Origin of the sequence: Kitasatospora sp. CB02891, assembly GCF_002803145.1 — a bacterium.
Classification (GTDB): domain Bacteria; phylum Actinomycetota; class Actinomycetes; order Streptomycetales; family Streptomycetaceae; genus Kitasatospora; species Kitasatospora griseola.
In genome coordinates, this window is the sequence record NZ_NNBO01000016.1 from 154686 (window position 1) to 176895 (window position 22210).

General features: G+C 71.8%; 25 protein-coding genes and 3 pseudogenes. 11 read left to right on the forward strand and 17 right to left on the reverse strand.

Going from position 1 to position 22210, the window contains the following annotated elements; all coding sequences use genetic code 11:
- Positions 1–56 precede the first annotated feature (56 nt).
- The 3 genes from CG736_RS29630 to CG736_RS29640 all read right to left on the reverse strand — a co-directional run bounded on the left by CG736_RS29630 (position 57) and on the right by CG736_RS29640 (position 2638).
- Entirely contained in the window at positions 57–833 is a 777-nt protein-coding gene (locus CG736_RS29630; protein ID WP_100589206.1) for an ABC transporter permease, read from the reverse strand.
- Entirely contained in the window at positions 830–1840 is a 1011-nt protein-coding gene (locus CG736_RS29635) for an ATP-binding cassette domain-containing protein (RefSeq protein WP_100589207.1), read from the reverse strand. Before CG736_RS29635 ends, CG736_RS29630 begins: the two co-directional genes overlap by 4 nt.
- A gap of 129 nt (positions 1841–1969) precedes the next feature.
- Positions 1970–2638: a DUF4097 family beta strand repeat-containing protein gene (locus tag CG736_RS29640; protein ID WP_100589208.1), complete on the reverse strand. Its 669-nt coding sequence runs from the start codon at positions 2636–2638 to the stop codon at positions 1970–1972.
- Between the two features lie 226 nt (positions 2639–2864).
- Between CG736_RS29640 and CG736_RS29645 the strand changes: the two genes are divergently transcribed.
- On the forward strand, positions 2865–3641 hold the full coding sequence (locus CG736_RS29645; RefSeq protein WP_100589209.1) for a helix-turn-helix domain-containing protein: 777 nt from the start codon (positions 2865–2867) through the stop codon (positions 3639–3641).
- Between the two features lie 55 nt (positions 3642–3696).
- Here CG736_RS29645 and CG736_RS29650 read toward each other — a convergent pair whose 3' ends face one another.
- Positions 3697–4251 (reverse strand): cysteine hydrolase family protein, encoded by a 555-nt coding sequence (locus CG736_RS29650; protein ID WP_232734262.1) that lies wholly within the window; start codon positions 4249–4251, stop codon positions 3697–3699.
- A gap of 29 nt (positions 4252–4280) precedes the next feature.
- The gene (locus CG736_RS29655) at positions 4281–5498 is read right to left on the reverse strand and encodes an MFS transporter (RefSeq protein WP_369880699.1); all 1218 of its coding nucleotides are present in this window, start codon (positions 5496–5498) and stop codon (positions 4281–4283) included.
- A gap of 143 nt (positions 5499–5641) precedes the next feature.
- Here CG736_RS29655 and CG736_RS29660 point away from each other — a divergent pair, with 143 nt between their 5' ends.
- Entirely contained in the window at positions 5642–6577 is a 936-nt protein-coding gene (locus CG736_RS29660; RefSeq protein WP_100589211.1) for a LysR family transcriptional regulator, read from the forward strand.
- A 7-nt stretch (positions 6578–6584) separates the two neighbouring features.
- Here CG736_RS29660 and CG736_RS29665 read toward each other — a convergent pair whose 3' ends face one another.
- Positions 6585–7397, reverse strand: a complete 813-nt coding sequence (locus CG736_RS29665) for an alpha/beta fold hydrolase (RefSeq protein ID WP_157815790.1) — start codon at positions 7395–7397, stop codon at positions 6585–6587.
- Positions 7398–7504: 107 nt separating this feature from the next.
- Between CG736_RS29665 and CG736_RS29670 the strand changes: the two genes are divergently transcribed.
- Together CG736_RS29670 and CG736_RS29675 are read left to right on the forward strand one after the other, a co-directional pair.
- A complete protein-coding gene (locus CG736_RS29670) occupies positions 7505–8470 on the forward strand; it encodes a helix-turn-helix transcriptional regulator (RefSeq protein ID WP_100589213.1) in 966 nt (321 codons plus the stop codon).
- Between the two features lie 64 nt (positions 8471–8534).
- Positions 8535–9008 carry a hypothetical protein gene (locus CG736_RS29675; protein WP_100589214.1) on the forward strand — a complete coding sequence of 158 codons (474 nt, stop codon included), beginning with the start codon at positions 8535–8537 and terminating at the stop codon, positions 9006–9008.
- On the opposite strand, the pseudogene CG736_RS29680 reads toward CG736_RS29675, so the two are convergent.
- The 4 genes and pseudogenes from CG736_RS29680 to CG736_RS29695 all read right to left on the reverse strand — a co-directional run.
- Positions 8963–9365, reverse strand: a pseudogene (locus tag CG736_RS29680) (LuxR C-terminal-related transcriptional regulator); the annotation flags it as partial. The gene CG736_RS29675 and the pseudogene CG736_RS29680 sit on opposite strands and share 46 nt — an antisense overlap.
- A pseudogene (locus tag CG736_RS29685) lies at positions 9355–9629 on the reverse strand (ABC transporter ATP-binding protein); the annotation flags it as partial. The pseudogenes CG736_RS29685 and CG736_RS29680, both read right to left, overlap by 11 nt.
- A 215-nt stretch (positions 9630–9844) precedes the next feature.
- Complete coding sequence (locus CG736_RS29690; RefSeq protein ID WP_100589215.1) at positions 9845–10396, reverse strand: nuclear transport factor 2 family protein; 552 nt, start codon at positions 10394–10396, stop codon at positions 9845–9847.
- 104 nt (positions 10397–10500) lie between these two features.
- Positions 10501–11280: an NAD(P)H-dependent oxidoreductase gene (locus CG736_RS29695; RefSeq protein WP_100589216.1), complete on the reverse strand. Its 780-nt coding sequence runs from the start codon at positions 11278–11280 to the stop codon at positions 10501–10503.
- Between the two features lie 148 nt (positions 11281–11428).
- Between CG736_RS29695 and CG736_RS29700 the strand changes: the two genes are divergently transcribed.
- Positions 11429–12274 carry a helix-turn-helix transcriptional regulator gene (locus tag CG736_RS29700; protein WP_100589217.1) on the forward strand — a complete coding sequence of 282 codons (846 nt, stop codon included), beginning with the start codon at positions 11429–11431 and terminating at the stop codon, positions 12272–12274.
- Positions 12275–12340: 66 nt separating this feature from the next.
- Here the strand turns inward: CG736_RS29700 and CG736_RS29705 are convergent, their stop codons facing one another.
- Together CG736_RS29705 and CG736_RS29710 are read right to left on the reverse strand one after the other, a co-directional pair.
- Positions 12341–13780 carry a DEAD/DEAH box helicase gene (locus CG736_RS29705; RefSeq protein ID WP_100589218.1) on the reverse strand — a complete coding sequence of 480 codons (1440 nt, stop codon included), beginning with the start codon at positions 13778–13780 and terminating at the stop codon, positions 12341–12343.
- Positions 13781–13880: 100 nt separating this feature from the next.
- Positions 13881–14084 (reverse strand): cold-shock protein, encoded by a 204-nt coding sequence (locus tag CG736_RS29710; protein ID WP_030916923.1) that lies wholly within the window; start codon positions 14082–14084, stop codon positions 13881–13883.
- 449 nt (positions 14085–14533) lie between these two features.
- On the opposite strand from CG736_RS29710, the gene CG736_RS29715 reads away from it, so the two are divergent.
- Positions 14534–14755 carry a hypothetical protein gene (locus CG736_RS29715; protein ID WP_100589219.1) on the forward strand — a complete coding sequence of 74 codons (222 nt, stop codon included), beginning with the start codon at positions 14534–14536 and terminating at the stop codon, positions 14753–14755.
- Here the strand turns inward: CG736_RS29715 and CG736_RS29720 are convergent.
- On the reverse strand, positions 14745–15062 hold the full coding sequence (locus CG736_RS29720) for a hypothetical protein (RefSeq protein WP_100589220.1): 318 nt from the start codon (positions 15060–15062) through the stop codon (positions 14745–14747). The two genes, CG736_RS29715 and CG736_RS29720, sit on opposite strands and share 11 nt — an antisense overlap.
- 28 nt (positions 15063–15090) lie before the next feature.
- Between CG736_RS29720 and CG736_RS39045 the strand changes: the two genes are divergently transcribed.
- Together CG736_RS39045 and CG736_RS36635 are read left to right on the forward strand one after the other, a co-directional pair.
- The gene (locus tag CG736_RS39045; protein WP_100589248.1) at positions 15091–15366 is read left to right on the forward strand and encodes a TetR family transcriptional regulator; all 276 of its coding nucleotides are present in this window, start codon (positions 15091–15093) and stop codon (positions 15364–15366) included.
- A gap of 159 nt (positions 15367–15525) precedes the next feature.
- The gene (locus CG736_RS36635) at positions 15526–15696 is read left to right on the forward strand and encodes a hypothetical protein (protein WP_157815791.1); all 171 of its coding nucleotides are present in this window, start codon (positions 15526–15528) and stop codon (positions 15694–15696) included.
- Here CG736_RS36635 and CG736_RS29730 read toward each other — a convergent pair.
- Together CG736_RS29730 and CG736_RS29735 are read right to left on the reverse strand one after the other, a co-directional pair.
- Positions 15656–16132, reverse strand: a complete 477-nt coding sequence (locus tag CG736_RS29730) for a carboxymuconolactone decarboxylase family protein (RefSeq protein ID WP_232734263.1) — start codon at positions 16130–16132, stop codon at positions 15656–15658. The two genes, CG736_RS36635 and CG736_RS29730, sit on opposite strands and share 41 nt — an antisense overlap.
- Positions 16129–16779: a class II aldolase/adducin family protein gene (locus tag CG736_RS29735; RefSeq protein ID WP_100589221.1), complete on the reverse strand. Its 651-nt coding sequence runs from the start codon at positions 16777–16779 to the stop codon at positions 16129–16131. Before CG736_RS29735 ends, CG736_RS29730 begins: the two co-directional genes overlap by 4 nt.
- Positions 16780–16910: 131 nt before the next feature.
- On the opposite strand from CG736_RS29735, the gene CG736_RS29740 reads away from it, so the two are divergent.
- A complete protein-coding gene (locus CG736_RS29740; protein WP_232734264.1) occupies positions 16911–17288 on the forward strand; it encodes a MerR family transcriptional regulator in 378 nt (125 codons plus the stop codon).
- Between the two features lie 37 nt (positions 17289–17325).
- On the opposite strand, the gene CG736_RS29745 is transcribed toward CG736_RS29740, so the two are convergent.
- Positions 17326–18216: a YhjD/YihY/BrkB family envelope integrity protein gene (locus tag CG736_RS29745; RefSeq protein WP_232734265.1), complete on the reverse strand. Its 891-nt coding sequence runs from the start codon at positions 18214–18216 to the stop codon at positions 17326–17328.
- A 355-nt stretch (positions 18217–18571) separates the two neighbouring features.
- Here CG736_RS29745 and CG736_RS29750 point away from each other — a divergent pair, with 355 nt between their 5' ends.
- Positions 18572–19033, forward strand: coding sequence for an SRPBCC family protein (locus CG736_RS29750; RefSeq protein WP_100589250.1), 462 nt, complete (start codon positions 18572–18574; stop codon positions 19031–19033).
- A 373-nt stretch (positions 19034–19406) separates the two neighbouring features.
- Positions 19407–21152 carry an AIPR family protein gene (locus CG736_RS29755; protein WP_157815792.1) on the forward strand — a complete coding sequence of 582 codons (1746 nt, stop codon included), beginning with the start codon at positions 19407–19409 and terminating at the stop codon, positions 21150–21152.
- A 33-nt stretch (positions 21153–21185) separates the two neighbouring features.
- Here CG736_RS29755 and CG736_RS29760 read toward each other — a convergent pair.
- Positions 21186–22157, reverse strand: a pseudogene (locus CG736_RS29760) (IS481 family transposase).
- Positions 22158–22210: the final 53 nt, after the last annotated feature.

Below are 22210 nucleotides of genomic sequence, written 5' to 3' on the forward strand. Positions count from 1 at the left end.
CCCCGGATGCACCAGCGGAGCTGACGTGACGTCAGCTCCGCCGGGAGTGGTGCGGGTTACTCGGACTCGCGGTCGAACTGCGAGCGGGACCAGACGTAGCCGAGCACGGTGAGGGCGGCGCACCACAGCAGGGCGATCCACCAGTTGTTGCCGATCGGGGTGCCGAGCAGCAGGCCGCGCAGGGTCTCGATGGCGGGGGTGAACGGCTGGTACTGGGCGATCGGCTGGAACCAGCCGGGCATCGAGTGCAGTGGGACGAACGCGCTGGAGATCAGCGGCAGCACGATCAGCGGCAGTGCGCTGTTGCTGGCGGCCTCCGCGTTCGGGCTGCCGAGGCCCATGCCGACGGCGATCCAGGTGAGGGCGAGCGCGACCAGCACCAGCAGGCCGAACGCGGCCAGCCACTCCAGCAGGGTGGCGTCGTGCGAGCGGAAGCCGACGGCGACACCGACCGCGCCGACCAGCAGCACGCTCAGCACCGACTGCAGCACACTGCCGATCACCCGGCCGAACAGCACCGACCCGCGGTGGATCGCCATGGTGCGGAACCGGGCGACGATGCCCTCGTTCATGTCGGTGGCCATCGAGACGGCGGTGCCGATCACGGTGGAGCCGATGGTCATCATCAGGATGCCGGGCACCAGGTAGGCGACGTAGGCGGCGCGGCCGGCCCCGCCGCTCATCGCGTTGCCGAAGACGTAGACGAACAGCAGGAGCAGCATCACCGGGGTGAGCAGCAGGTTCAGGGTCAGCGACGGGTAGCGCCGGGCGTGCAGCAGGTTGCGCCGCAGCATGGTGGACGAGTCGCGGACGGCAAGGGCGAACGAGCTCATCGGGCGGCCTCCTCGGCGGAACCGGCCGCGACGGCCGGGACAGTGGACGGGGTGGACGGGGCGGACTGGTGGGGGACGGCCGGGGCGCCGGTCAGGGCGAAGAACACGTCGTCCAGGTCGGGGGTGTGCACGGTCAGCGACTCGGCCTCGACGCCCGCGGCGTCCAGCCGGTCGAGCACCGAGCGCAGCGCACGCTGGCTGCCGTCGCTGGGGACCAGCAGGGTCAGCGACTCGTCGTCGCGGGCGCCCTCGGGGAGGGCGTCGGCGGCGGACCGGTACGCCGCCGGGTCGGTGAAGCGGAGTCGGACGTGGCCGCCCGGGACGAGCCGCTTGAGCTCCTCGGCGGTGCCTTCGGCGGCGATCACGCCGTTGTGCAGGACGGCGATGCGGTCGGCGAGTTCGTCGGCCTCCTCCAGGTACTGGGTGGTGAGGAAGACGGTGACGCCGCCGGTGACCAGCTCCCTGATGATCTGCCACATGCCGTGCCGGCTTCGGGGGTCGAGGCCGGTGGTCGGCTCGTCCAGGAAGATGATCCGTGGGTTGCCGACCAGGGTCATCGCGATGTCCAGGCGGCGCTTCATGCCGCCGGAGTAGGTGGAGGCGGGCTTCTTCGCGGCCTCGGTGAGATCGAAGCGGGCCAGCAGGTCGGCGGCGACCCGGCGGCCCTCCGCCTTGGGCAGGTGGTGCAGGTCCGCCATCAGCAGCATGTTCTCCTCGCCGGTGATCAGCCCGTCGACGGCGGAGAACTGGCCGGTGACGCCGATCGCGGCGCGCACCGCCTGCGGGGCGGCGGCCAGGTCGTGCCCGCCGATCCGGATCGGCCCGCTGCCCCGGCCGGCCCGGACGAGGGTGGAGAGGATCTTGACGGCGGTGGTCTTGCCGGCCCCGTTCGGGCCGAGCAGGGCGAAGACGGTCCCTTCCGGGACGGACAGGTCGACACCGTCGAGGACGGTCTTGTCCCCGTAGGACTTGCGCAGCCCCTGTGCCGCGATGGCCAGGCCGGTCATGGGAGAACTCCTTCTACAGCGGGGCGGGTTGGTGCCGGAGGGGGCCGCCGCCGGGCGGCGGCCGTGCGGTGCGGGGCGGTGCGAGGTGGCGCGCCGTGCGGTGCGGGGTGGTGCCGTGCGGTGCGGCGGTCAGACGGTGCGGGCGGTGATGTCGCCGTTGGAGGTGGTGGCGCGGATGGTCACCGCGGGCACGTCGTCCGCGTTGCGCAGTGCGTTGTGGATGCGGCCGTAGGAGGTGCCGGCGTCCAGCGACGCGGAGACGCCTCGGGCGGCGCCGACGGTGATCGAACCGGACTGGGTGGTGAGCACCAGGTCGCCGCGGACCGCCTCGTTGACGGTGAGGTCGCCGCGCTGGGTGTCGAGCCGGGCCGACCCGGTGAGGCGGCCGACCTCGATGCTGCCGTCCTGCAGGACGAATCGGCCGCCGGCCGCCTCGTCGACCTTGACCGGGCCCCGGGCGCTCTCGAAGGCGACCTCGCCGAGCCGTCCGACGCCGCGCAGGTCGGCGTCGGCGGCCTTCGCCTCGATCCGCGAGCCGCTCGGCAGCTGGACGGTCACTTCCAGCGCGCCGGTCGGACCGATCAGACGGTGGTTCGCGTCGGCGGTGACGATCCGCAGCACCCCGTCGGCGAGGACCACCTCGGTCTGCTCGGCGGCCTTCACGTCACGGCTCTTCGACGGGTTCGAGGGGAGCACCTCGACGACGGTGTCGGTGCGGTCGGCGGCGATCAGGCGGAGGTGGCCGGCCGGGATGTCGATGACGGCGGTGATGGCGGTGGGGGTGGCGAACTTCTGCATCGTGGACTCCTTGCGCGCTTCGTTTCTGATGATGGAAACGCTACGTTGCGTTCAAGGAGTTGGCAACGCAGTTGTTGCAATCAAATGGCATCAATGCAGGTGGGAGGCAATAAATCGTTGCAATGGAGAGCTTGATAACGCAACGTCAGGGCGATAGTCGTTGCAATGAAATGGGGGTGAACGCTATGCTGGGGGCGCACCGTGTACGCCGACGAAGGAGACCGCGATGCCGGGAGGCAGGCTCACCCAGCAGGAACGCCAGCAGATCGCGCTGGGACTGGTCGAGGACCTCGCGTACGCCGAGATCGCCCGCCGCCTCGACCGGCCGACCTCGACCGTCACCCGCGAGGTCATGCGCAACGGCGGCCCGGGCGGCTACCGGGCCGACCTCGCCCACCGCGCCACCGAGCACCGCGCCCAGCGCCGCTCGGCCCTGCCGCGCGACCCGTACGCCGACCGGCCCGCCGACGGGCGCGACCCGGACGCGGTGCGCGCCTACGAGGAGACCGTCACCACGGTCTTCATGCACTCCGGCATGAGCCGGATGCCCGCCCGGGTGCTGGCCGCCCTGATGGTCACCGACGAAGGCGTCCTCTCCGCGGCCGAACTCGCCCAGCGCCTCCAGGTCAGCCCGGCGTCCATCTCCAAGGCGGTCGCCTTCCTGGACGAGCAGACCATGATCCGTCGCGAGCGCGACGACCGCCGGCGCGAGCGGTACGTGATCGACGACGACATCTGGTACCAGGCCACCATCGCCAGCGCCCGCGCCAACGCCGCCGTGGTCGCCACCGTCCGCGAGGGCGTTCCCGTGCTCGGCCCGGGCACCCCGGCCGCAGCCCGGCTGGAGAACATCGCGCGGTTCCTCGACTTCGTCTCCGACGGGCTGTTCCGGATGGCCGAGCAGGCCCGCGAGATCCTCTACGTCAAGCCCGAGGCGGAGGCCGACGACGCCGCCGGCGCCGCCGCAGCGCCCGAGCGCGGGGCCGACGGCGGCAAGAGCTGAACTGCCCTGCTCTGTCCGGCCGTTGGCCGGGCCGGGCGGCGTCGTCCAGCAGTCCTCAGCGGTCGAACAGCTCCGCGAAGGTGACCGGCTCCGCGCGCGGCGGCAGCACCCGGTGCAGCACGAGCGCGTGGACCTCCGGGTCCGGGTCGGCGGTGCCGTCGGACAGGACGCGCAGGCGGTAGTCGCGGTCGGACGCGTCCAGAACGGTGGACAGGACGGCGCCGCCGGTGGTGAGGCCCGCGACGATCAGGGCGTCGATGCCGCGGGCGCGCAGCCGCCGGTCCAGGTCGGTGCCGGACAGCGCGGAGACGCGGGTCTTGCGAGCCACCAAGTCGCCTTCGCGCGGGGCCAGTTGCGGGTGGAAGGCGGTAGCCGGGTCCTCGTGGTGCAGGGCGCGGTGCCGGGCGACCGCCGCGAACACGGCGTTGCCGGCGGGGACGGCCGCCCAGTCGTCCTCGGTGAACGCGGTCCGCACGTGGGCCACCGTGCCGCCCCTCGCGCGGGTCGCGGCGACGGCCCGCTCCAGGCGGTCGAGCAGCGGCCCGGTGTCGGGCAGGGCGGACAGGACGGCGGGCTGGCAGTCCAGCAGGAGCAGCGCGGTGTTCCGCACGGTGGTGTCCTCACTCTCGGCGGGGCTGGTCAGGCGCGGCTGTCGAGCAGCGCGGGCGGGTGCGGCGCCGGTTCGCGGCGGGGGAGCAGCAGCGGGGTGCCCAGGGCGAGCAGCCCGGCGACGGTGAGGGTGGTGCGCGGGCCGGTCAGGTCGGCGAGCAGGCCGCCGAGCGCGGTGAGGACGGCGATGGCGCCCTGCTGGCCGATCGACCAGGCCGTCAGGGTGCGGGCGACCAGGTGCTGCGGGGTGCGTTCCAGCCGGTAGGTGGCGAGCACCGGCGTGAACAGGCTCATGTTCACGATGATCGCCAGCTCGACGGCCATCACCGTGACCAGCCCGACCACGCCGGGCCGGACGAAGACCAGTCCGATCAGCCAGATCGCGCGCAGCGTGCCGACCGTCCGGAACACCCACGCCCGCCCGTACCGCGCCACCACCCGTCGGGCCAGCCGGGAGCCGACCAGCCCGCCCAGGCACGGGGCGGCGAACGCCAGGCCGTACTGCCAGGCGGGGAAGTGGAGTTGGCGCAGCAGCAGGACGGCCAGCACCGGTTCGGTGGCCATGATCAGGCCGGACACCAGCAGGTTGTTCAGGTACAGCGCGCGCAGCCCGGGGTCGCCGAACAGGTGCCGCCAGCCGTCGAGGAGCGATCCGGTCCGCCCTGCGCTCCGGGGCTGCGGCGCCTCCTCCCGGTCGCGGATCGCCGCCAGGCCGAGCGCCGAGAGCAGGTAGCTGCCCGCGTCCGCCAGCACCGTGCTGACCGGTCCGAACACGCCGATCGCGGCCCCGCCGAGCGGCGGCCCGATCGCGATCGAACTCCAGTTGGTCGACTCGAAACGGGCGTTGGCGACCAGCAGGTCGTCCGGCCGGACCAGTGCCTTCAGGTACGCGCCACTGGCCGCGCCGAACGCGATCTTCGCCGCGGCGACCACCGCCGACACCGCGAACAGCTGGCCGAACCCGAGCACCCCGAACGCGTACGCGAGCGGGATCGACGCCATCGCGGCGAACCGCACCAGGTCGGCCGCGACCATCACCGGCCGCTTGCGCCGGAACTCCACCCACGGCGCGAGCGGCACCGCCAGCAGCGCCCCCACCGCCGGGCCCACCGCCGACAGCGCCGACACCTCGGCCGGGCCGGCGTGCAGCACCAGCACCGCGATCAGCGGCAGCGCCCCGAACCCCAGCCCCGACCCGTACGCGCTCACCGCGTACGACGCCCACAGCCACCCGAACTGCCGCCCCAAGGGACGTCGCCTGCCCACCCTGCCCCCTGCCCTGCACAAAGCCGCGTTGACCAGGCAGAGCAAACCGGGCTGCCGAGCCGCAGGTCAAACAACCGTCGCAGGCCGAACGCACAACCAGTGGTTGTTCACTAAGGTGGGTCGGCGTGGACCTCGAAGCCGTACGCACCTACCTCGCCGTCGCCGAGGCGGGCCAGTTCCAGAAGGCCGCCGTCGACCTGGCGATCACCCAGCAGGCCGTCTCCAAGCGCATCGCCGCCCTCGAACGCGACCTCGGGGTGCGGCTGTTCACCCGCACCCCGCGGGGCGCCGAGACCACCATCGACGGCCAGGCGTTCCTGCCGCACGCCCGCGAGCTGCTGCGGGTCGCCGACCGGGCCGTCGCCTCCGTGCACACCGCTCGCCGCCCCCTGCGGGTGGACGTGATCAACCTGCGCGGCGCCGCCTCCGGACTGCTGCGCGACTTCCACCGCACCCACCCCGGGATCGAACTCGACGTGGTGAAGCTGCTGGACATCGACGAGGCCGTCCGCGCCGTCCGGTCCGGCGCCATCGACGCCACCTTCCGCGCCGTCGCCGCCCCCGGCCGGCCGCTGCCCGACGACCTGCTCTCCGCCCGGGTGATCGACGAACAGCTCCAGCTGCTCACCGGCCCGGCCCACGCCCTGGCCGGGGCCCGTTCGGTGACGCCGCGTCAACTCGTCGGCCACCGGATCTGGATGCCGGGGATCCTCCCCGGCTCCGAGTGGGCGGCCTACTACGACGACCTGGTTGCCGAGTTCGGCCTCACCATCGAGGCCGCCGGCCCCAACTTCGGCTCCGACGCCCTGCTCGACACCGTCGCCGACACCCCGGCGCTGGCCACCTTCCTGAGCGACGGCACCCGCCTGGTCTGGCCGGCGAGCCACGGCCTGCGCCGGATCCCGCTCACCGATCCGACCCCGGTCTACCCGCACTCCCTGGTGTGGCACCGCGACAACCCGCACCCGGCGCTGGCCGCCCTGCGCGCGCACCTGGCCGCCACCAGGGCCGCCCACGACGCCCCCGGCACCTGGACGCCCGCCTGGGTGCACCGGGACTGACGGCCGCTCAGAGCAGCGCGCGCAGGAAGGCCTCGAACGCGGCCGGCGCCGACAGCATCGGATAGTGGTCCGCCCCCGGCAGCACCGTCAGCTCCGCGTCCGGCGCCTGCGCGGCCAGCCGCCGGGCCCACAGCCGGGTACTGGCCAGGTCGTGGCCGCCGACCAGGACGCTGACGGGGACGGCGAGTTCGGCGAACCGGGTGTTGACGGGCGGGTCCGGCTCGCGACCGAGGTACTCCTCGTCCGGCAGCGTGACCCAGTGCGAGTTCGCCACCTCCAGGCCGATCATCAGCCGCCGCTGGTCCGGCCCGAGCGCCGAACCCCACGCGTCGACGTCCACCGCCGCCGAGGCGTGCAGCCCCTCGGCCGCCCTGACCTCCGCGATCCGTGCGAACAGCGCCAGCAGCTCGGGGCGGGAGGCCGCCTCCTCCGCGTTCGGTTCGGGGAACGCCCCGAACGTGCCGCCCACGGCCACCACCCGGTCCACCCGCTCCGGGTACCGGTGCGCGAACGCCAGCGCGCGCCGCGCCCCGTCCGAGACGCCCACCAGCAGCGCGTCCGTCACCCCGGCCGCGTCGAACACCGCCGCGATGTCCTCGACCTCGCTGTACGGCTCCGTCCCCGCCGAGGACAGGCCGGTGTCGCGGTAGTCGAAGGTCGTCACCCGGGCCGCCCTGGCCAGCCACGGGAGCGTCGACCCCCACATCCGCAGGTCCGCCGCACCCGCGTTGCACAGCACCACGTCCCGGCCGGCGCCGACCGTCCGGCAGTGCAGGTAACCGCCGGGAACCTCAACGTACTTCGCCCTATGATCGTCCATCAGCATGCCCGAACTGTCGCAACGCCCGTCGGCTGCGGGGGAGCTGTGAGGCCGTGGGCCTCATAGCGACAAAACGCCCACCGGGCCCGCACCGAGGGGAGACGCCCGTGATCGAACTCGTCCTCGACGTCTCCGACCTGGCCCGGACCAGCTTCAGCATCTCGCCGCTGGAACAGCTCCTGATCGGCTCCCTCGCCGTCTCCGCGCACCGCCGCACCGGTCCGAGAGGCCGCTGGTGGCGGCGCATCCGCACCCGTGTCCCGCACCGCGCCGCACCGCTGCTCGACCTGCTCGCCGCCAGCCCGCGCGGCGTCCCCGACTTCCTGCTCGCCGACAGCACCGCCTACCTGCGCGGCTTCGCCGACGAACTCGACAGCGTGCTGACCGCCGACGACGACCGCATCCGCACCGAGCTCGACCACTGCTACGACCGCACCGCACCACCCGTCGTCCAGCGCCTGCGCGAGGACGGCGCCCGCGCGCTGCGGCCCGTGGTGAACGCCGCCGCCGCCCTCTACCGGGAGTGCCTGGCCCCCGAATGGCGCGACCTGCACCGCACCCTCGACGCCGAAGTCCGTTGCCACGCACAGGCGGTGGCGACGGACGGCCCCGCCGCGATGCTCGACCGCCTGCACCCCCGGCTCGGCTGGCACGACACCGGCACCCTCACCGTCGACCGCCCCGGCCCGACGGTCCGTCACCGACTCGCCGGCCGCGGACTGCAGCTCCACCCCAACCTGTTCCTCGACAAGTGCGCCGTCCTGCACCCGCCCGGCCGCCCCGCCGCGCTGCTGCATCCCGCAGCCCGCCCCGCCCGGCCCGCCGACGCCCCCGACGGCCTGCTCGCCCTGCTCGGCCCGGCCCGCACCCGCGCCCTCCGCGCCATCGCCCAAGGCCCCTGCACCACCACCGAGTTGGCCGCCGCCCTCGGCATCGCCCCGCCGTCCGCCTCCCCCCACACCAACGCCCTGCGCGCCGCCGCCCTGATCACCACCGCCCGTCAGGGCCGCCGGGTCCAGCACACCCTCACCCCGCTCGGGCACGCCCTGCTCACGGCCAACCCCGCGAGTTGAGGGCTCACCCTGTCCGCGCGCCGGGTGATTCGTATACAGTCCACCGTCGAAGGGGGTGGGCGTCATGCTTCGCAGATCGACGGTCGTCCGGCACGCCACCGGGCTGGGCGCGGCGGCGGGGGCCGTGCCGTACCTGTTCATCGGCGCGGGCGTCGCGATGTCCTTCAGGCACGGGACCGGGCCCGGGCTCGCGACCGTCGGGTTCGGCCTGGTCACGGGGGCGTTGCCGGGTCTGGCGGCCGGGGTCTCGCTGGCCGCGAGCCGAAAGGGTGCGCGCACCAGGCGGTGGCCCGTGCGGGCGTCCCTGGTGGCGGGGGCGGTGTTCTTCCTGGAGAGCGAGCTCGTGCTGGGCCTCACCCGCGGCCCCGCCTTCGTCCTCCTGGTGCTGTTCGGCACCCCCGTGGCCATGATGGTCGCCGCGGCGGCGGCCGCGGTCATGGCGCGCAAGGCCGGTGAGTTCGCCTGGGTCGGTCCCGAGGAGTACGAGCTCTACTACCGGCTCGACCGGGCCAGGGCCCGCCGCAGGGCCGGCGCGTAGGCGTTGAGGTAGGCGAGCACCGCCAGGACGCGGCGGTTGCTGTCGCTGTCCGGGGGCAGGCGGAGCTTCACGAAGATGTTCGAGATGTGCTTGGCCGCCGCGCCCTCGGTGCTCGGTGACGAACAGGCGCTGGGCGATGGCGGTGTTGGAGCAGTCCTCGGCCATCAGCTCCAGGACTTCGCGCTCCCGGGCGCTCAGCGTGCCGAGCGGGCGGTCGCGGGAGTGACTGGCCATCAGCTGGTAGACCACGGCCGGATCCATCGCGGTGCCGCCGGCGGCGAACCGGCGGATCGCGTCGACGAACTGCCCGTTGTCGAAGATGCTGTCCTTGAGCAGGTGGCCGATGCCGCCGGTGCCCGTCGTCGTCCCACGCCCCGAGCCGGGTCATCCGTGCCGCCACCGCCGCGGCGGACGGCCGGTGCAGCTCGCCGGCGAACCGGCCGTCCGCGAGGAGGACCACCCGGTCCGCGTACGACGCGGCCACCGGATCGTGGGTGACCATCACCAGCGTCTCTGCCCGCCGACCTCCACCGACTCGCGCAGCAGCCCGAGCACCGCCGCCGTCCGGGTGTCCAGCGCACCCGTCGGCTCGTCCGCGAAGACCACCGCCGGCCCGGTCACGCACCTCGCGCGAACACGTGACCAACGCCAGGAACTGCGGCCGACCGGCGCACTGGCATTCCCCGGCGTCCGCGAAGTAGAGATTTCTCCACCTCCCCCGGCTTCGGAGCAGGCGGCGGCCAGGCGAAGGCGGGCGCCCACCGCTCGGCGCCGAACCCGCCGCCCGGCACTCGCCGAACCTCCAACGCGCCCGCCCCGCCGAAGTGGAGGCGACGTCACGCCCCGCCCGCAAGGTCGCGCAGCGTCGCCTCGGCCTTCGGGGTCGGGGTGAGCGGACCGCTTCCGGTCGTCCACACGGCCTGGACGTCCAGGCGGCGCAGGCGCCAGCCGTCCGGGGTGCGGACCGCCTCGCCGGTGAAGGTGCCGCCGACGTCGAAGTGGCCGCCGGGGTCCTCGCCGCGGGCCCGCTGGGTGGTGGCGAGATGGACGTGGGTCATGAGGGCGTTCCAGCGCACCGCGGCCCGGTCGCCGTCCAGGTCGATCAGGTAGTTGGCGCCGACGTGCTGAGTCCGCTCGAACTTTCCGAGCGTGACCTGCTCGGCCTCGGCCAGCCCCGCGATCCCCTCGTGCTGCCCCACCGGCGTGCTGATCCGCACGTCGGACGTGAAGTACCGCCGCGCCCAGGCCTCGTCGAACCGGCCGCCGCCCCGGGGCACCGTGTCGAGACTGATCAGATAGCCGTCGATGAGCCCGGTGATCTCGGCGCGATCGGTCAGCACCCCGACCCGCCGCTCCAGAGCGGCGAACGCCTCCGTGCTGATGGTCATGTCGTGACTCCCCGGGTCGCGCGGCCAGTCGCGGCCGACCGGCCGCGTGGCACCGAGGCTAGAACCTCAAGCCCACTTGAGATCAAGACCTCGTCCGCCGACGCTCAGCCGCGCACGTGCAGCCCGAACCCCGTGCGGCCCGCGGGCTCCAGCCCCTCCTTCAGCTGCAGCGACGGGAGCTCGTAGTCGCCGAAGTTCTGCCGGCGGAACGCGATCGGCTCGGTCGACTCCAGCGTGAGCAGACGCTGCTCCCAGGCCTCGGCGACGGCGGGGTAGTCCTCGTCGGTCATCCGGTCGGCGCCGTACAGCACGAACGGCGGCAGCACCTCGACGCCCGGGTAGTAGAGGATCCCGTGCTGGAACGGGAACAGCAGATCGTCGATCGGGCCGTTGATCCCGCGCGCCGCGTAGTGCGACTCCGGGCCGCCGACGGTCACCGACAGCAGCGCCCGCCGGCCCGCGAGAGTGCCCTCGCCGAAGCGCTCGCCGTACTTGGCGGCGCTGTGCTCGCCGACCCCGTACGCGAAGCGGTACGTGAACACCCGGTCCACCCAGCCCTTGAGGATCGCGGGCATCGCGTACCACCACAGCGGGAACTGGAAGACGATCGTGTCCGCCCACAGCAGCTTCTCCTGCTCGGCGCGCACGTCCGGCGAGAGCGCCCCCGTCTCGAACGCCCGCCCCGAGTCCAGCGCGACCTTCAACGGACTCGACGCCTCCGGGCCGTAGTCCGCGGCGTCCACGACGGCCTTCCAGTTCATCGCGTACAGGTCGCTCACCCGCACCTCGTGCCCGGCGCCCTCCAAGGTGGACACCGCGAGGTCCTTCAGCGAACCGTTGAGCGACCTCGGCTCCGGGTGGGCATGGACGATCAGCGTCTTCACAGCGGGACTCCCTCTCCAACGGATCGAACGCCTCCGATCCTGGCCGCCGCAACGCCCGGCGTTCAGGGGCTCCTCGTCCGTCGGACCGGACTTCCTGGTACTGACAGGGCCACTCTCAACCGCACCGACCGCGGCCATACTGACCGGCATGGACGATCTCGCGGGCTTCCTGCGGACCAGGCGCTCCCGGGTCGACCCGGCCGCCGCCGGCATCCCCACCGACCGCCGCCGCCGGGTCGACGGGCTCCGCCGCGAAGAGGTCGCCCACCTGTCCGGCGTCAGCGTCGACTACTACGTCCGCCTGGAACAGGGCCGCGCCACCCAGCCCTCCGAGCAGGTGCTCGACGCACTCGGCCGGGTCCTCGACCTCGACGACACCGAACGCGAACACCTCTACCGCCTCGCCCGGCAACGCCGCCGTCCCGCGAAGGCCCCGGCCACCCGGATCCGCCCCGAACTCCTGCGCGTCCTCGACCTGGTCCCCGACGCCCCCGCGCTGATCATCAACCACCGCCTGGACGTCCTCGCCACGAACCGGCTCGCCGCCCTCCTCCTCGGCCGCACCGCCCCCGGCCTCAACACGGCCCGCCACATCTTCCTCGACGAAGCCGAACGCGGCCTCTACGCCGACTGGGAAAGCTGCACCCTCGACGTCGTCGGCCACCTCCGCCTGGCCGCCGGCCAGTACCCCGACGACCCCCGCCTCGCCTCCCTCATCGGCGAACTCGCCATGGGCAGCGAACGCTTCCGCCGCCTCTGGGCCCGCGCCGACGTCCGCGCCCGCACCCACGGCCGCAAGGCCTACCACCACCCCCTGGTCGGCCCCCTCGAACTCCACCAGGAGAACTTCGCGCTCCCCGACGAATCCGGCCTCGAACTCCTCGTCCTCTCCGCACCCCCGGGCACCCCCACCGCCGACGGCCTCCGCCTCCTCGCCCGCCTGGCGACGGACGCCGGCACCGCACAGCAGCCGGTGGTCCCCCGACTCTCCTGAGCGTCGTGCGCCTCGACCGGAGTCACGGGCCTCACCGCGGGCGGCGAGATCGCGCCGGGCTCGCGCCTACCGGCTGTGCGCCCGGGACTTGGCGCCGCCCGAGCCGTCGGCGGTCGGGCGGGTGCGGGGGGCGGAGGCCGGGCGGCCGTAGCGGTTCCGGCCGGTGGAGCGGTTGTGACGGGGCCGCTCGACGACGGGGTCGGGGATCGTGACGGGCACGCCGGTGGGGACGCGGGCACCGGTGATCCGGGTGAGTTCCTCGTCGCCGGCCCGGACCGTGGTGGTGACGGGGGTGATGCCGGCCGTGGACATCATTCGGGCGGTCCCGCGGCGCTGGTTGGGGAGGACCAGCGTGACGACGGTGCCGGACTCGCCGGCCCGGGCGGTGCGTCCGCCGCGGTGCAGGTAGTCCTTGTGGTCTGCGGGCGGGTCCAGGTTGACGACCAGGTCGAGGCCGTCGATGTGGATGCCCCGGGCGGCGACGTCGGTCGCGACGAGCGCGGCCACCTGACCGGTGCGGAACTGCTCCAGGGTGCGGGTGCGCTGCGGCTGGGACTTGCCCCCGTGCAGGGCCGCGGCCTTCACACCGCTCGCCAGCAGGGTCTCGACCAGCCGGTCCGCGCCGCTCTTGGTGTCGATGAACATGATCACCCTGCCGTCGCGGGAGGCGATGTGGGCGATCGTGGCGGTCTTGTCGTAGTTCTGCACGTGCAGCACGTGGTGCTCCATCGTGCTGACCGCTCCCGCGGACGGATCCACCGAGTGCGTGACCGGGTCCTTCAGGAAACGCCGCACCAGGCTGTCGACGTTGCGGTCCAGGGTGGCGGAGAACAGCATCGTCTGGCCGCCCTCGGCGACCTGTTCGAGGAGCGCGGTGACATCGGGCAGGAAGCCCATGTCGGTCATCTGGTCGGCTTCGTCGAGGACGGTGATGCCGACCTGGTCCAGGCGGCACAGCCTGCGCTCGATCAGGTCCCCCAGCCGCCCGGGCGTGGCCACCACGATCTCCGCACCGCGGTTCAGCACCTGCGCCTGGCGGCGGACCGGCACCCCGCCGACCACGGTGGCCATCCGCAGGCGCGCCGCGTGGGCGTACGGGGTGAGGGCTTCGGTGACCTGCTGGGCGAGCTCGCGGGTGGGGACCAGGACCAGCGCGAGCGGGCACCGCGGCTCGGCCTGCTGCCCGGCGGTGCGGGCGAGCACGGCGAGACCGAACGCGAGCGTCTTGCCGGAGCCGGTGCGTCCCCGTCCCAGCACGTCGCGGCCGGCCAGCGAGTTCGGCAGCGTCGCGGCCTGGATCGGGAAGGGGGTGGTGACGCCCCGCCGCGCCAGGATCGTCAGCAGTTCCCTCGGCAGGTCCAGCTCCTCGAAGGAACCGACGGGGGGCAGGGCCGGCACTGTGCTCACCGGCACCGAGAACTCCCGCCGGGAGGCGGGTCCCGCGCTGCTGCCCGATGCGGAGCCGGAACCGGTGCGTCGGCGCGGAGGGCGGCTGGAACGGTTCAATGCGGGAGACCCTTCTTCAAAAAAGCCGAGGGGCCCGCACCGGGCACCATGTGCGCGGCGCGGGCCCCTCGCTGCCAGGCGATTGCCAGGGCAGTGGGAACTACAGCGGGCGGATGTTCTCGGCCTGCGGGCCCTTCTGGCCCTGCGTGACGTCGAACTCGACCTTCTGGCCCTCGAGCAGCTCGCGGAAGCCGCTGGCGTTGATGTTCGAGTAGTGGGCGAACACGTCCGGGCCGCCACCCTCCTGCTCGATGAAGCCGAAGCCCTTTTCCGCGTTGAACCACTTCACGGTGCCATTAGCCATGTAAAAATCTCCTTCAAGGGACCTTCCGGAACCCGCACGATACGGGCACCGAGTCACCGCGATGAGCGCCCGCCCGGAAAATGTCCGGGAAACAGAAATGCGCCTGCGATACATCAGCAGGCGCACACAAAGTTCATGGGAACCACTACTGCAACTACCTCGACTGTAGCAGCCCCGAGCCCGCAACGGGGGGACATTTCGACCCCGGTTTCGGCGGGCGTCGCCCCGGCGCAGGCGGTCCGGAGCCGCCCCGTACGCCAACATCGCCGCTGATCGGGGCGGTTGGCCCGGCCGGTGCGCGGCGGCCCGGCGCGGTGGCCGGTTCGCGGCGCCCCTGCGGGCTCGCGCGCCCGGGAAAGCGCCGTTCGGTGAACCCGGCATTTCAGGCATCCAGGATTCGGGCCGTCAGAAAGGGTCGCTGCGGCGGTCCGAGGAGCATACTGGCCTGGATGAGAAAGCCTGAAGCAGTTCGCCGACACCTGCCCACCAGCCCCTTCAAGGCCAAGGCCGAAGCGCCGCGCAAGCACTTCGCCCTCGGCGACCGTGTGACTCACGACGCCTACGGCCTCGGCCGGGTCATCGGAGTCGAAGGCGACACCGCGGTACTGGTCGACTTCGGATCACGGCAGGAGCGCATCTCCGAGCCGTACCGCGGGATGTTCAACCTCTGACCCGCCCGCCACCGGTGCCGTGACCCGCTCCGGTGCCGCGAGCACCCCGGCCGCCGGAGGAGCTCGGCGGCGCCGGAGCGGGTCGGACGCCGGGCGGCGGCGTCAGGTCGAAGCGCGAGACGACGTCGGGCAGCCGGGCGGGCCGCCCGAACTCGACCTCGTACTCGGCGGCGAGCGCCGGCACCGCGTCCTCCGGCTGCGGCGGCCCGTAGGTGAGCACCTCGGCCGGCTCGCGGAAGAAGTGCTCGAACCCGGCCGGACCGATGATCTCGATCGTTCGCGCCGGGGCCGGGCCGGCGTTCCCCATGGTGTGGAGTTCCCCGCGCGGCCACGAGATGCGCAAACGCGCGGAGGACGTGGAGCGGACGCGGCAGCGCATCGTGGACGCCGCCGTGGACCTGCACGGCACCGCGGGCCCGGCGTCGACCGGCATCGCGGCCGTCGCCGAGCGAGCCGGCGTCACCCGACCGACGCGTCGGCGTCACCCGAACCGACCGTCCACCGGCGCCTCCCGGACGGGACGGCGCTGTTCGAGGCGTGCTCGGGCACTGGCTGTCGCAGCAGAGGCCGCCCCGCCCCGAGGAGTGGGGCGCGATCGAGAACCCCCTTGAGCGGCCGGTGGTCGGGCTCGCCGACATCTACCGCTTCCACCGCACGGGCGAGCAGATGCTGACGCTGGTCATTCGCGACCAGCACGCCGTGCCCGCGCCGTCCGGCAGGTTCGGGAGGTCCGGGAGGCCTGGGAGGAGACCACCAGGCAGGACGTCGAGGTGCTGACCGGTGCCTGGCCGGAGGCCGACGACCCGGTCCGGCGGGCGGCGATCGGCCACGCCGCGGCGTTCGCGACCTGGCGCTCCCCGTGCCGGGAGCAAGGGCTCACCGACCGCGAGGCGGTCGAGCTCATGGTCGCGACGGCGGGAGCGATCGGGGTCGAGTGCTGACACCGGGGCTCGGCGCGTCCCCGCACTGCCCGTGTTCGGCCGTGCCGCCCTCGTCGGGCAGGAGTTCGACGACGATCTCGATGCCGAGCGCGTAGGCCGGCGTGCCCGAGGTGATGAGCGCGGTCTCGGCGACCCCGATGAGGTCGGCGATGCCGGCGCCCGCGTGGAGTGCTCCCCGGGCGTGGATCCGGGCCGGTTCCGCTCGGCCGAGAGCCAGCAACTGCCCGAAGTGGACCAGCTGTTGCACCCGACCGCCGAGCGGGCTGTCGGCCAGCACGATGTGGCGCAGCGCCGTGAACGCCTCCTCCGTGGGGAGCCGGCCGAAGGCCCGGGCCACCCGCAGACGGTCCTCCACTGCGCGAGGGACGGCCCCGAGCGTCGTGCGGTAGCGATCCCGCAGGGCTTCGGAACGCTCCGCGAAGGCGTGCTCGGTCATGACGCGACCCGTGCGATCGAGGCCCGGACCGCCTCCAGCGCGCCCTCGGGGAAGTCCACGGCCCCGCCGATCGCCGCAGCGGCGATCTCGGCCTCGGCGCTCTCCTCGATCGCCACCACGAGGTGGGCGGCGGCCGCCGCGTCCGGACCGAACACCAGCAACCCGTGGTTGGCCAGGAGGACCGCGGCCGTCGTCGGCCGTCGCTCCAGTACGTCGGCGATGCCCCGGACCGACACGTCCGACCCGCGCGGCCCCCACGGCACCACCGGTACGTCCTCGGGCTGTCCGAAGCGCAGCATCGGCTCGGTGTGGCACGGCAGCGGCCGGTGGGCCACCGCGAAGGCCGTCGCGGACGGCGAGTGGGTGTGGACGATCGCGCCCACGTGCGGGCGAGCACGGTAGACGACGCTGTGCATGGTGATGATCTCGGCGCTGACGGAGCGCAGTTCACCCTCCAGCACCCGCCCGTCGAGCCCGACGGTCGCCAGCTGGTGGGGCTCCAGGTCACGGACGTACCCCGGGGTCAGCAGGAAGCGCTCGGCGTCGAGTCTGACGCTCAGGTTGGCGTGCCCGGAGTGCGACATCACCCCCGCCGCGAACAGCTGTCGGGCAGCCTCGACGAGCTGGTGTTCTGGTGCGCCTGCCATCTCTTCATCTCCCAATTCCCTGTCGGCGGTGGCCGGTTCGCCGCCGCCGCACGTGCCTGCCACTCTGCGACTTGAACTAAGGTTCAAGTCAAGCGTCGGGCCGGCCGGGTGAGGGTGAGCGAAGGATGCGCATGACGATCGGTCAGCTCGCCGAGCTCACCAACGTCCCCGCGTCGGCCATCCGCTTCTGGGAACGCCACGGCCTGCTCCCCGCACCCGAACGCCGGAGCGGGCAGCGGCGCTATCCGCCACAGGCCGCAGAGCGGATCGTGCTGCTGCGCAAGTTCCAGCAAGCCGGCCTGAGCCTGGCCGAGGTCAGGGAGTTCCAACAGGACCAGCCGCAGCGACAGGCGATGATCCGCGCCAAGGTCGCCGAGATCGAACAGCGCATGCTCGACCTCGACCACGCCCACCAACTCCTGACCCACGCCCTCCAGTGCAGCAGGACCGACATCGTCACCTGCCCGACCTTCCGCGACCAGCTGGCAACGTGGGGCCACTCCGACTGACGCCCGTCGACGGGCGGCGCTGCTGACGAAGGCCCGGTCAGGACTTCCCGTCGTGGTGGGTGCGGCCGGCCTTGCCCCGAGTCGTGCGCCAGCGTGACCGGGCCGTTTGCAGGACCGCAGCCCATTGCCGGCGCACCTCGTTGTCCGGCGGGCGTTCGCCCCGGCCGATCCGGACGATCTCGACGCGCACTTCGTTGCCGATCGCCGTCGAGGCGACGACCGTGAGCATGGCCCCGAAAAGAGCGGAGAGCATCGCGAAGACCGCCCCGACCGCGCCGTAGCGGTTCGCGTAGGAGTCGAACAGGCGAGGCAGGTAGGCAGCCATGGCCACCGAGTAGCCGGTCAGCGCGACGGCGCAGACGACGGCGAACGGCATCAAGTCACGTCCGGGGATCCGGTGGGCGGACAGCAGGCGGCCGCTCCACAGCAGGAACGCCAAGGTCAGGGGCGCTTCCACCAGGGCCGCTCCCAGTTCACGGCGGCTGAACGTCGCGTGGGCGAGTCCGCTCAGCGCCACGTACGCGGCGAGCAGCAGGATCCATCTGAGCCCGTTGACGGTGTTGCGGACACTCAGCGGCGGCAGGTCCCAGCCCTGCTCGAAGAGCCGCTGTGCGGCGCGCGCGAGGCTCAGGACAGAGATCAGGAGGAAGACGCCGCCGAACAACCCCAGCGTGGTCCAGTCGCTCGACTCCGGGAGGAGCCGACGCACGGCCTCGGCGCCGTCGCCGGTGAGGTCGTAGCGCTCGACGACGCGTTCCGCGATGTCCTTGGCCCCGAGTCGGGCTGCCAGGCCGCCGCACAGCAGGGCCAGCGGAATCAGCGCCGTCAGCGCGGCCGAGGCCAAGGCCATCGAGCGGTCGAAACCGACGAGGCGTTGGAACCGGCTGTAGACGCGCAACGCGAACGCCGGGCGGAGCCAGAACGTCACCGACCGAGCGATGGTGTGGCGGTTGACCCGGGCCGTGTGCCCCTCCGGACGTAGCTGATGCGAGCCGGTGCACCAGGCAGGCGCGGGACCACGCTAGGCGGCTGCTGCGGGTCGTGCGGTCCCGGCGCGCAGGACGAGGCCGAACTGCCCCCTCGGGCCGCACATCGTTGACATATCCGAACGGCCTTGGGAAGTGCCGCCGCGTGGGGGCACAAGCCGATCGTGCGGGTGTTGACTGTCGGAAGCCGTCGCGACGTCCACCGCAACCTGTAGGCGTCGCACACCGCCGAGTTCGATCGTCCCCGGTCCACGAGCCGGACTCGGAACATCGGACCCGGACCGGACGGGGGTGGACGTGCCCAGCACCGAACTGAGCCACAGCTACGACATCGCGGCAACGCCCGCCGCAGTACTCGCACACCTGGCAGACCCCGAGAACTACATCGGGCTCTCCCCACTGCTCGTGGACGTGCGGGACGTGCAGTACGAGGCCGGGGTCACGCACTACGTGGCCGTCGAGCGCTTCCGGTTCCTCGGACTGGTCCAGCACGACAATGTCATCCGGGTCAGCCTGCGCATCGAGGACGCCGGGCTGCCGGCCGAGGCGACGGTCAGCGGCGAGGTGGTCAGCCCGGGCGGTGTGCGGATGGACTACCGCTTCGCCGTCACCGCCCGAGGCGCCGACGGCGCCCTGGTGGTCGATCGACTGCGGCTCCACGCGCCGTTCGGCCTGCTCCGCTACGCGGCCGGGAAGGCCGGAGCAGTGCAGGCCGAGCGCGGCCGAGTCCTGGCCCGGCGGCTGGGCGGCGGCGACTGACGCGGGCGGAGCCGCGAAGCCACCGACAGGGTCCGTCGAGACGGCAGATGAGCCGGTGAACGACGAAGGCCCGGGCCGCTGTTGCGGTCCGGGCCTTCGATCGAGGCGGAGGATACGAGATTCGAACTCGTGAGTGATTGCCCCAAACACGCTTTCCAATTCTCCCGATCCATGTTCGGTGGGGTTTACAAGCGTGCCGGCCTGCGGGGGAGGCTCTGGCTGGGTGGCGGCTGAACCCAGCTGGACGGGGTGATTGAGACCAAGACCGAGACCAAGGCTTAGCTAGTTCCTCTAAGTCGGTGGCTCAGAGGCATAACACCGTGCAACGATCTCCATGCTGATAGCAACCAGCCCCTGCAGTCAAGGACGCCTTATGTCTGGTGCGCAAACGTTGATCACGACTGTCTACGAGCAGTGGAAGGAGCAAAACGCCAGCCACATGGCGGACAGTGACGCCTGGGAGGTCTTCCTGTCCTGGCTGCTTCTCCGAGAGAAGGAAGTGACGCTCGACGCGATCAGTGACGGCATCGTCGACGGATCCAACGATGGCGGCGTGGATGCCATCTTCACTCTGCTGGAAGGCAGCGTGCTGCCCCTCGACCATCAGGTGGTGGAGAGCCCACAGGCGGTGAAGGAACTCCCGGAGGGGCTGGAACTCACTCTCTTCGTGATTCAGTCGAAGTTCTCAAAGAGTTTCGCCCAGACCACCATCTCGGCCCTCCAGTCGGTGCTGCCTTCGGCCCTCGACCTGGGTGCTGACCTTGATTCACTGTCGGACGAACTGAACGAGCAGGTGCGGGAGAAGCTATTCGTCTTCAGATCGGCCTACAAGCATCTCCTGGCTAAGCGACCGAAGGTGCAAGTCAATGTGATCGTCGGCACCCGCGGCCTGTCGACCGAGATCAATGCCAACGTCTCCAGTCGGGTCGGCCGACTGCGCGAGGAGATCTTCCACAAGCTGCCCTCGGCAGATGTGAACGTGACGATGCTGGGCGCCGAAGAACTCTGGCGGATGTACGACACGCGCGAAGCCGAGACGCTGACGCTAGAGTGCGATGAGGTGCTCACCAGCGGGGAGTCGTACGTGGCACTCGCACGACTGTCGAGTTTCATCAAGCTGATCTCCGACGAGGGCTTGGGACTTCGGCGCCACCTGTTCGACGCTAACGTTAGGGACTACCAGGGCCAGGTCGCCGTCAACAAGGAGATCCTCGCTTCCCTGCGGGACTCCGCCGGTCCGGACTTCTGGTGGCTCAACAATGGTGTGACGATTGTGTGCGACGAGGCCCACAGCGTGGGCAAGACGTTTGCCCTGAAGAATATTCAGATCGTGAACGGCTTGCAGACCTCACACACGCTCCACAACTGGATTAAGGAGGCCGGGGCGGCCGGCAAAGCCGCCCTGGAGCTTGACGACCGTAAGATCCTCGTGCGCGTGATCAAGGCGAGCGACGACGCCGTCCGGGACAAGATCATCCGTGCCACCAATCGCCAGACTCCAGTGCCGGATGCGTCGCTGCGTGCGACGGACGAAATCCAGCGCAGGATTGAGGCTTATTTCGGGGCCAAGGGCCTGTTCTACGACCGGCGCAAGGGCTACTACCGGAACCTGGGGAAGGACCCAGCAAAGATCATCAGCATCCCGTACCTGGGCCAGGCCATGTACGCCATCGCCTACGGCCGCCCGGAAGTCGCCCGCGGGAAGCCCAACTCGCTCCTCGCCGAAGATGCCCGCTACCGGCAGGCCTTCGACCCGAAGGCCGGCCCGAACATCTTCTACTGGGCGGCGAGTGTCCTGCGCCAGGTGGACGAGTATCTCCAGTCATCACGGTCGCAGACCCGATACTCGGAGCGGAGGCACCTTGCCCCCTTCGTGGCTTTCGCGCTGGTGATGAAAGTCCTGGACAAGGACCCCTCCCACTGGGGGGATATCGCGAAGATGGCTGAGGCTCACCGCACCTTCAGCGACAACGAACTGGAGGATGCTTCGACCACCGTCAAGGAACAGCTGGACAAGTACACTCAGGGCTCCCGCATCTCGAAGTCGGACGCCACGAAGCGACAACCCTTCACGAAGCACCTGGTCTCGGTCATCTTGGCTCCGTCGAAGCTCTTCTGAGCAGTTAGCCCCTGGCTGACCCGGCCGGACACCCTAGGTGTTCTGTCCTGTGAGGTTGGGGCCGCGACTGGCGGGTGGTTTGCCTGCGAGTGCAGTGTGTCCGCGGTGGTGATTGTAGGTGTGAAGCCCGGCAGGGTAGGCGTCGCGTCGTTCCTGTTCGGTGCGGTAGGGCCTGGCGTAGGCCCATTCGTCGAGCGGGGTGCGGTTGAAGCGTTCGACCTTGCCGTTGGTCTGGGGCCGGTAGGGGCGAGTGCGCTTGTCTGCAATGCTCGGCCGCGAGTGTGTCGCGCCAGGTCCGGGACGGTAGCAGGCGTCCGCTGTTGGTCAGCACGCGCCGGACGGTGATCCCGGCCCGGGCGAAGAACTCGTCCGCGCGGGTCCGGAACGCGGGGGCGGTCTCCTTGCGCTCGTCGGGCAGAATCTCGCTGGAGGCGAGGCGAGGCGAGGCGGGAGTGGTCGTCGACGGCGTTGTGCAGGTAGCCGGAGCGGGTCCTGCGGCTGGCCTCGCGGCCCAGGGTCCGGTGTCCGCCGCCGTCGGGGATGTTGCCGAGCTTCTTGACGTCGACGTGGACCAACTCACCCGGCGCGGAGTGCTCGTAGCGCCACACGGACCGGTGGCCCGGTCGAGGCGGGCGAGCCGGTAGCGGGTCAGGATGCGGTGGGCGGTGGCGGGGTTGAGCCCGAGGAGGTAGGCGATGCGGGCGGGTCCCCAGCATCGCAGGGCCGGACTTTGACGATCCGTCGTTCGGTACGCGTCGGGGTCCGGCGCGGGCTGCGGTGCGGCCGTGAGGACCGGTCGTCCATGCCCGCCTCGCCCAGGGCGCGGTGGCGGTCGGCCCAGCGCTTGGCGGTGGTCGGGGAGACCTGGAAGCGTTCGGCGGCCCGCCGCAGCAGCCAGCCGTCCTCGGCCACGCAGCGGGCCAGGCGCAGGCGTCCGGTCTCGGTCAGCGGTGCGTTGCGGTGTGGCGAGAGGGCCTTTCTGCTCGCCGGTGCAGATGTCGCAATCCACACCAGGCCAGAAGGCCTCACTCATTTCAAGATCACCACGCCGTGGGCCC

What these genes read in the sequence shown, in the direction of transcription:
- CG736_RS29640 (WP_100589208.1), bottom strand. Translation starts at nt 2,638, where the DNA reads ATGCAGAAGTTCGCCACCCCCACCGCCATCACCGCCGTCATCGACATC.
- CG736_RS29715 (WP_100589219.1), top strand. Translation starts at nt 14,534, where the DNA reads ATGAGAAAGCCTGAAGCAGTTCGCCGACACCTGCCCACCAGCCCCTTC.
- CG736_RS29690 (WP_100589215.1), bottom strand. Translation starts at nt 10,396, where the DNA reads ATGACCATCAGCACGGAGGCGTTCGCCGCTCTGGAGCGGCGGGTCGGG.
- CG736_RS39045 (WP_100589248.1), top strand. Translation starts at nt 15,091, where the DNA reads ATGCGCAAACGCGCGGAGGACGTGGAGCGGACGCGGCAGCGCATCGTG.
- CG736_RS29700 (WP_100589217.1), top strand. Translation starts at nt 11,429, where the DNA reads ATGGACGATCTCGCGGGCTTCCTGCGGACCAGGCGCTCCCGGGTCGAC.
- CG736_RS29755 (WP_157815792.1), top strand. Translation starts at nt 19,407, where the DNA reads ATGTCTGGTGCGCAAACGTTGATCACGACTGTCTACGAGCAGTGGAAG.
- CG736_RS29630 (WP_100589206.1), bottom strand. Translation starts at nt 833, where the DNA reads ATGAGCTCGTTCGCCCTTGCCGTCCGCGACTCGTCCACCATGCTGCGG.
- CG736_RS29720 (WP_100589220.1), bottom strand. Translation starts at nt 15,062, where the DNA reads ATGGGGAACGCCGGCCCGGCCCCGGCGCGAACGATCGAGATCATCGGT.
- CG736_RS29645 (WP_100589209.1), top strand. Translation starts at nt 2,865, where the DNA reads ATGCCGGGAGGCAGGCTCACCCAGCAGGAACGCCAGCAGATCGCGCTG.
- CG736_RS29730 (WP_232734263.1), bottom strand. Translation starts at nt 16,132, where the DNA reads ATGACCGAGCACGCCTTCGCGGAGCGTTCCGAAGCCCTGCGGGATCGC.
- CG736_RS29635 (WP_100589207.1), bottom strand. Translation starts at nt 1,840, where the DNA reads ATGACCGGCCTGGCCATCGCGGCACAGGGGCTGCGCAAGTCCTACGGG.
- CG736_RS29665 (WP_157815790.1), bottom strand. Translation starts at nt 7,397, where the DNA reads ATGGACGATCATAGGGCGAAGTACGTTGAGGTTCCCGGCGGTTACCTG.
- CG736_RS29740 (WP_232734264.1), top strand. Translation starts at nt 16,911, where the DNA reads ATGACGATCGGTCAGCTCGCCGAGCTCACCAACGTCCCCGCGTCGGCC.
- CG736_RS29735 (WP_100589221.1), bottom strand. Translation starts at nt 16,779, where the DNA reads ATGGCAGGCGCACCAGAACACCAGCTCGTCGAGGCTGCCCGACAGCTG.
- CG736_RS29675 (WP_100589214.1), top strand. Translation starts at nt 8,535, where the DNA reads ATGCTTCGCAGATCGACGGTCGTCCGGCACGCCACCGGGCTGGGCGCG.
- CG736_RS29710 (WP_030916923.1), bottom strand. Translation starts at nt 14,084, where the DNA reads ATGGCTAATGGCACCGTGAAGTGGTTCAACGCGGAAAAGGGCTTCGGC.